Genomic DNA, 7,210 nt, shown 5'->3' with positions numbered 1-7,210 from the left:
CCGCCGCCCTCCCCCGCCTCCCGGAACGTGACGGCCAGGCCCATCCCGACGCGCAGAGCATCGTGCGCGCACTCCACGATCTCCGTCATCATCCGGGGCCCCTCGGCGAGGTCGACGACGGCCGCGACGTACGGGACGCGCCCGCCGAAGGGCGGCAGGTCGTTGCGGTGGACGACGGACCAGGTGTAGAGCGTCGCCTCTCCGCTCGCGCGCTCCCAACTCACGTCCTCGCCCCAGCAGTACGGGCAGAACTCGCGCGGGTAGTGATGCGCCCGGCCGCATCCGGCGCAGCGGCGGATCAGCAGTCGCCCCTCCGCCGCCGCGTCCCAGTAGGGGCGGGTGAAGGCGTCCGGCTCCGGGAGGTCGAAGCGCGGAGCCGCAGCCGATCGTTCGGCGCTCACAGGAACAGCCCCAGTGCCGCGTCCAGCGACCAGGTCTGCCAGGCCATGGCGAACAGGGCCACGAGCGAGATCAGCGCCATCATCGCGTTCTGCCCCTGCTCGGCCCAGTCGTGGATCATCAGGATCAGGTAGAGGAGGTTGAGGAGGAGGCCGGCGACGAGGGCGACCGGGGTCAGGAATCCGGTCACCAACCCGAGCCCGAGGGCCAGTTCGGCGTAGACGACGACGTACGCGATCAGCTTCGGGCGCGGCTCGACGACCCGCCGGAACCCTGTGCGCACCACCCCCCACCGGTGCTTGCCCGCGACGTCCGCCGCCCAGGCGATCCCCGTCCCGCGCTCGAACCAGCCCTTCTTGTCCTTGTGCCGCCAGCTCTCCAGCCACCACAGGCCGAGGCCTATACGCAGGACGGCGAGCCATTCCGCTCCGCCGAGCCAGATCGTCTGCATCGGGCCTCCGGTCGCTTATTTCTGACGGTACGTCAGTTCAGCGGACGGAGGCCACTCGCGCAAGAGGTCGGCACCGTCCTCAGCGCCGCCGCCCGCGCCCCAGCAGCCATGCCAGATAGGCACCACGGACCAGCCCCGCCGTGAGCCCGGCGGCGTACCGCACACGTGCGGCGGGTTTTTCGCGGACCACGGTCAGCCGAAGGCCTTCTCGATCTTGTCGATCAGGTTGCCCGCGCTGTAGTAGTCCAGCCGGAAGGTGTCGAGGCCGAGGTCGTACACCCGCTTGTCCTTGACCGCCGCCAGGTCCTTCCAGACCGGGCGCGCGGTGGCGGCGGCGATCTCCTCGGGCGTGTGGCTGACGAAGAGCAGCGAGCTGTCCTTCGCGGTGTCGGCCACCTTCTCCTGGCTGAACTCGGCGAAGTCCGAACGGCCGCCCTGAGTCTGCCCCTTGCCGGCCGGCGGTTCGAGGACGGTGAAGCCGAGCGAGGTGAGGAGGCGGCCCTGGGCGGACTCGGGGGTGAAGACGGTCATCGCGGACTGGTTGTCGCGGACGAGGGCGGCGGACTGCTTCGGCACGGTGATGGCGGCCTTGACCTCGCCGACCCGCTTGTCGTGGGCGGCGACGACCTCGCTCGCGCGCTTCTCCAGGCCGAGGTCCTTGCCGAGGCGGCCGGTGAGGTCCTGCCAGGAGACGTCGTCGTGGCGGTAGAGGAGGGTCGGGGCGACGGCGGAGAGTTTGTCGTAGAACTTCTCGGCGTTCTCCGCGCCGGAGGACGCACCCACGATCAGGTCGGGCTTCAGCGCGAGGACCTTCTCCACGTCGGGCTCGAAGCCCTGGTAGGCGACCTTGACGCTGTTCTCGGCGGCCGCGTCGGACCACTGGGTGAAGAAGCCCTGCTTGTCGGTGATGACCGAGGGCGGGGTGGCCTGGGAGGCGATGACCGGGGCGTCGAGCGCCAGCAGATGGCCGGTCATGGTGACGCTGACGGAGACGATCCGCTTCGGCCGGTCCGGGACCTTCTCGGCGGTCCCGGCGTCGTGCTTCACGGAGCGGGTGGCGGAGGCGGCCTTGTCGCCGCCCTCGGCGTCCGCGTCACCCCCTCCCCCGCCCCCACCGCAGGCGGTGAGTGCGAGGAGGCCGGCGGCGAGCGCCGCCACCCCCCGGAAACGGACCCGAAGCTGTCTGCCGTTCATGTACGTCCCGCCCCTTCACCCCCGGACGGGCGCGCGACACGGCGTCGCGCGGCTGCCCCCGGAGGCCACCCCGCAACAGTCAAGGCAAGGTTAGGCTTACCTTAGCGATACTTCGGGGCACTTCGGGACGCCCGGTCACCGCACGGCTCCGCTCGTGATCAATTCGCAATCGATTTCCCTCTTGACCGAGACCCATCAACAGAGCGGGCGATTACGCTCCGAACCATGCCCAACAGCACGTCCTCCGCAGCCAGTCACGACGCCGTCGCCCTCACCGACCGTACGGAGGTCCGACCCGTGTACGTCATCGGCGGCGGCCCCGGCGGCCTCGCCACCGCGGCCGCGCTGCGCGCCCGGGGCGTACGGGCGGTGGTCCTGGAGAAGTCGGACCGGGTCGGGGCGTCCTGGCGCGGCCACTACGACCGGCTGCACCTGCACACCACCCGCCGCTGGTCGGCGCTGCCGGGGCTGAAGATGCCGCGCAAATTCGGGCGTTGGGTGGGCCGGGACAACGTGGTGCGGTACCTGGAGAAGTACACCGAGCACCACGAGCTGGAGGTGGTGACGGGCGTCGAGGTGACCCGAATAGACCCGGCCCCCGACGGCTCCGGCGACTGGCAGCTCACCGCGACGGGCGGCCGGGTCCTGCGGGGCCGCGCGGTCGTCGTCGCCACCGGCTTCAACCACACCCCGCGCATCCCGGACTGGCCGGGCCGCGACACGTTCACGGGCGAGCTGCTGCACGCGGCGGCGTACCGGAACCCGGCCCCGTACGCGGACAAGGACGTCCTGGTCGTCGGCATCGGCAACACGGGCGCGGAGATCGCTGCGGACCTGGCGGAGGGCGGGGCCGCCTCGGTACGCATCGCGGTCCGGACGGCCCCGCACATCGTCCGCCGCTCCACCGCCGGCTGGCCGGCCCAGGCCACCGGCATCCTGGTCCGCCGGCTGCCGGTACGGCTCGTCGACCGCGCGGGTGCCGTGATGGCCCGGATCGCCGTGCCCGACCTGGCCGCCCAGGGGCTGCCGCGCCCCGCCACCGGGCTCTACTCCCGGGTCCGCGAGGGCGCGATCCCGGTCCAGGACGTGGGGCTCATCGACGCGGTGAAGAGCGGCCGGGTGACCCCGGTGGCGACGGTCGCCTCCTTCGACAAGGACACCGTGGTCCTGGCCGACGGCACCCGCCTCACCCCGGACGCCGTCATCGCGGCCACCGGCTACGACCGCGCCCTGGAGCCGCTGCTCGGCCACCTGGACGTGCTGGACGGGCGGGGCCGCCCGGTAACCCACGGCGGCCGGTCCCCGAAGGGAGCCTCCGGGCTCCACTTCACCGGGTTCACCAACCCGATCAGCGGGATGCTCCGCGAAATGGCCCTGGACGCCGAGAAGATCGCCAAGAGGGTGGCGCGGGCGTCACGTTGAGGGCGGGGTGCCGCAGCCGGATCCGCCCTCGGTAGGCACGCCCGGTCGAACACGCGTCTATTCGAGCACGCTTCTATTCGAGCTCGGGCCTATTCGAGCACGCGTCGCAGCACCATGCTCTCGACCTCGTCGTGCGACCGCCCGCCATGGTCGAAAGCGATGAAGTGGGCCGCCATCCATACCGACGTCACGATGGTGCAGCGGACCTCCACCTCGTCCTCGTCGGGGCAGAACTCCCGGAACAGCTCCCGCAGATAGTCCATCCTCCGGCGGTCGACGCGCCGCAGCCGGTGGGCGACGGCGGCATCGCGCCGCGACCACTCCCGGATCGCCAGCTCCGTGCTCATGGCGGTGGTCACGCCTGCCTGGCTCCCCGCGATGCGGAACAGGTTGCGCAGGCGATCGCGCCCGTCGCCGCCCTCGGCACGGACGCTCTCGATGATGGCGTCGGTGACATCGCGCTCCCACGCGTCGAGCATCTCCTCCAGCAGCGCGTAGCGGTCGGCGAAGAAACCGTAGAACCCGCCCTTGGTCACACCCAGCGACCTGGCGAGCACCTCGATCCGCACGGCGTCCGGCCCTCCGGCCGCGAGCGCGTGCAGCCCGGCCTCGATCCACGCCGTGCGGGGCGTCCTGGCACGGGCCACCGCAACCTCCCACTTTCTGTACGGCACCGTATAAAGCAGCTATCCTACTTCTATACGGTGCCGTACAGAAGGTGGTGTGCCTGATGACCGGACTGCCCGACCGACCCCACGCCGAGCGCGAGCGGCGCGACGCCGCCGTCGAGCGTGCCGTGGGGATCCACAGCATTCCCGCGGCCACCCGCGCTCTCAGCTCGCTGTCCCGCATCGACTACGCCGACGTGTTCACCCTCTCCGAGGACGTCGGCACGAACCCGACGGCGGAGCAGTGGGCGCGTGCCATGTTCGGCGACGTCCCCGGCCCCACGGAGCGGCTGATCTGGCAAGGACTTCTCGGCCTCCGGCTCAGCCGGGGGCGGTCGCCGGACACCGTGGCCGGGTGGCGGATCACCGGACGCGGCGAGGGCTGGATCCGTCTCGAATCCGCCTCCTGGTTCCTGACCAACAACCTCGTCGTCCAGGCGGCAGCCGGACGGGTGTCGCTGGGGACGTTCCTGCGCTACGACCGCCCGCCGGCCCGAGCCGTGTGGTCACCGTTGTCCGCCGTCCACCGGCGTCTGGCCCCCGGGTTGCTCCGCGACGCGGCAGCCGCCGTGCGAGGTGTCTGACGAGGGCTGCCGGTGCCCCTGGATAGGCTGCGCCCCGTGGGCGGTGCCCACGAGGACATGACGCAGACCGCCCTCGAAGTCGTCGACGGCCAGGCCGACTTCGTGCGCGCCCTACCCCGGGAGCCGATGATGACCGTTCGCCGTGTCGTGCCCAACCTCCGGACGGAGGCGGTCGGGGAGAACCGGGACTTCTACGGACTGCTCGGCTTCGAGGAGGTCATGAACCTCGGCTGGATCACCACCGTGGCCTCGCCGTCCGGCCCGCAGGAGCAGGTCAGCTTCATGACCCACGACCTGACCGGTCCGGTCGTCCCCGACCTGAGCGTCGAGGTGGACGACGTGGACGCGGTGTACGCCGCCGTACGGGAGAGCGGCGCGGAGATCGTCCACCCGCTCCAGGACGAGGAGTGGGGCGTACGGAGGTTCTTCGTGCGGGATCCGGACGGCCGGGTGGTCAACGTACTGAGCCACCGCTGACACCCGGGCCGGTCAGGTCCGGCCCGGTCCGGCACGGTTACGCCCAGACCCCCGAGGCCGCGATCCGCCGCGCCCACGGTTCCAGGTCAGCCGCCTCCCGGCCGAGCACCTGGCGGACTCCGTCGGTCACCTCGGCCGTGTGGCCCGCGCGGTGCAGGGCGAACATCGCGCCGAGGGAGTCGGCGGCCGACTCCGGCCAGCCCTGGGCGAGGAGTTCGGCGCGGTACGCCTCCGGGGTCAGTTCCTCGTAGCGGACGGGTCGGCCCGCCGCGCGGGCGATGGTCTCGGTGGCCTCGGCGAAGGTGAGGGCGCGGGGACCGGACAGGTCGTACGTGCGGCCCGCGTGGCCGCTCTCGGTGAGGACGGCCGCCGCGACCGCCGCGACGTCGTCGGCGTCGACGAAGGGCTCGGGCATGTCCCCGATCGGCAGGCCGAGGCGCCCCGCGCGCAGCGGGGCCAGCCACAGGTCCTCGTCGAAGTTCTGGAAGAAGTTGTTGGGGCGCAGGAGGGTCCACTCGGCCCCGGACCCGCGGACCGCGTCCTCCGCCGCCGCCATGCCCCGGCCGAAGCCCTCGCCCGCCTGCTCGATGCCGTGGCCGGACAGGACCACGAAGCGGCGGACCCCCGAGGCCTCGGCGCGGGTCACGAACTCCTTTACGGGGGACGGGTCGTCAGGGGCGATCAGGTAGAGCGCTTCGGCGCCGGCGAGTGCGGGTTCCCAGGTGTCGGGAAGGGTCCAGTCGAACCGGACCTCGCCGGAGCGGGAGGCCGCCAGGACCGTGGCGTTGCCGGACGCGCGCAGCCGGGCCACGATCCGGCGGCCGGTCTTGCCGGTGGCGCCGAGGACGAGGATGCCGGACGGGGTGCGGTGCGTGCTCTTCGTCGTCATGGGCCCAGTCCATCGCGCCGGCCGCCGCCCGGCCCATGGGCGTGTGTCCGTCGCGCATAGGCGATCGTCCGGGGACGCGGCCGGCTCTGCCTAGGCTGGGCGTCATGGATGTGTTCGACGAGCTGTTGCGGGGCGTTCGGGGCAGGGGCGCGGTGTTCGGGCGTTCGGTGCTGTGCGCACCCTGGTCACTGCGGTTCACGGACGGGGCGTATCTGACCCTGTGCCTGCCGTTGCGGGGTGCGGGGTGGATCGTGCCGGAGGGCGGAGAGCCGCTGCGGGTGGAGGTGGGCGAGGGCGCGATCGTGCGAGGTCCGGCCCCGTTCGTCTTCACCGACGACCCGGCGGACGGTACGGGGACGGGGCGGGCCGGCGGCGTACGGGAGGTGCGCTGGGACCAGGTCCGGGACGGCGGGGCCGCGCCGGCCGGTGGCCCCGAATTCGACTGCGCGACCGTGCTGTTGGCCGCCACCTATGACGTACAGGCGCAGGTTCCCCAGCGGCTGCTGCGGGCGCTTCCGCCGGCGCTCGTGGTGCCCGACGAGGAGGACTGCGCGCCGATGCGCGACTACCTGGAGGCGCAGATCAGCCGCGGGCGGCCGGGCGACCAGATCGTGCTCGACCGGCTGCTCGACTGGATGCTGGTGTGCACGCTGCGGGACTGGTTCGACCGGCCGGAGGCGGATCCGCCGGGGTGGTACGGGGCGCTCGGCGACGAGGTGGCGGGTCCGGCGCTGCGGGCGATGCACGAGGACCCGGCGCACCCCTGGACGACGGCGGAGCTGGCGCTCCGGGCGGGGGTGTCCCGGACGACCCTGGCGAAGCGGTTCACCGAACTCGTCGGGGAGGGGCCGGTGGCCTACCTCACTGAGTGGCGGATGACGCTCGCGGCCGACCTCCTGACCCGCCCGGAGCTGACTGTGGCGGCCGTGGCCCGGCGGGTCGGCTACGCGGACGCGTTCGGCTTCAGCGCGGCGTTCAAGCGGCTGCGCGGCGAGAGCCCGAGCGCGTTCCGGCGGGAGGCGGCGGCAGCCGACGCAGTGGAGGCGGCCGCCCCGGCGGGGTGAGCCGTCCCGGCGGGGTGAGCCGTGCGGCCGGGATGAGCCGCCTCGCCGGGGTGGGCCGCCCC

General features: G+C 72.6%; 9 protein-coding genes. 4 read left to right on the top strand and 5 right to left on the bottom strand.

Going from position 1 to position 7,210, the window contains the following annotated elements:
- The 3 genes from JS521_RS31965 to fepB all read right to left on the bottom strand — a co-directional run.
- On the bottom strand, positions 1-401 hold a 401-nt coding region (locus tag JS521_RS31965; RefSeq protein WP_205086403.1), incomplete at its 3' end, for a Zn-ribbon domain-containing OB-fold protein.
- Positions 398-850: a DoxX family protein gene (locus tag JS521_RS31960; protein ID WP_205086402.1), complete on the bottom strand. Its 453-nt coding sequence runs from the start codon at positions 848-850 to the stop codon at positions 398-400. The genes JS521_RS31960 and JS521_RS31965, both read right to left, overlap by 4 nt.
- A gap of 192 nt (positions 851-1,042) precedes the next feature.
- Positions 1,043-2,044 carry a Fe2+-enterobactin ABC transporter substrate-binding protein gene (gene fepB, locus JS521_RS31955; protein ID WP_205086401.1) on the bottom strand — a complete coding sequence of 334 codons (1,002 nt, stop codon included), beginning with the start codon at positions 2,042-2,044 and terminating at the stop codon, positions 1,043-1,045.
- Between the two features lie 225 nt (positions 2,045-2,269).
- Here fepB and JS521_RS31950 point away from each other — a divergent pair, with 225 nt between their 5' ends.
- Positions 2,270-3,466 (top strand): flavin-containing monooxygenase, encoded by a 1,197-nt coding sequence (locus tag JS521_RS31950; protein ID WP_205086400.1) that lies wholly within the window; start codon positions 2,270-2,272, stop codon positions 3,464-3,466.
- 89 nt (positions 3,467-3,555) lie between these two features.
- On the opposite strand, the gene JS521_RS31945 is transcribed toward JS521_RS31950, so the two are convergent.
- On the bottom strand, positions 3,556-4,113 hold the full coding sequence (locus tag JS521_RS31945; protein WP_205086399.1) for a TetR/AcrR family transcriptional regulator: 558 nt from the start codon (positions 4,111-4,113) through the stop codon (positions 3,556-3,558).
- A gap of 83 nt (positions 4,114-4,196) precedes the next feature.
- Between JS521_RS31945 and JS521_RS31940 the strand changes: the two genes are divergently transcribed.
- Together JS521_RS31940 and JS521_RS31935 are read left to right on the top strand one after the other, a co-directional pair.
- A complete protein-coding gene (locus JS521_RS31940; RefSeq protein WP_239488130.1) occupies positions 4,197-4,718 on the top strand; it encodes a hypothetical protein in 522 nt (173 codons plus the stop codon).
- A gap of 129 nt (positions 4,719-4,847) precedes the next feature.
- On the top strand, positions 4,848-5,195 hold the full coding sequence (locus JS521_RS31935; protein WP_205086404.1) for a VOC family protein: 348 nt from the start codon (positions 4,848-4,850) through the stop codon (positions 5,193-5,195).
- A gap of 37 nt (positions 5,196-5,232) precedes the next feature.
- On the opposite strand, the gene JS521_RS31930 is transcribed toward JS521_RS31935, so the two are convergent.
- Positions 5,233-6,084, bottom strand: coding sequence for an NAD(P)H-binding protein (locus JS521_RS31930; protein ID WP_205086398.1), 852 nt, complete (start codon positions 6,082-6,084; stop codon positions 5,233-5,235).
- 104 nt (positions 6,085-6,188) lie between these two features.
- Here JS521_RS31930 and JS521_RS31925 point away from each other — a divergent pair, with 104 nt between their 5' ends.
- A complete protein-coding gene (locus JS521_RS31925) occupies positions 6,189-7,148 on the top strand; it encodes an AraC family transcriptional regulator (protein WP_205086397.1) in 960 nt (319 codons plus the stop codon).
- Positions 7,149-7,210 lie beyond the last annotated feature (62 nt).

The sequence above is a fragment of the Streptomyces durocortorensis genome (assembly GCF_016901035.1).
Classification (GTDB): Bacteria; Actinomycetota; Actinomycetes; order Streptomycetales; family Streptomycetaceae; genus Streptomyces; species Streptomyces durocortorensis.
This window is presented reverse-complemented; position numbering and strand designations above follow the sequence as displayed.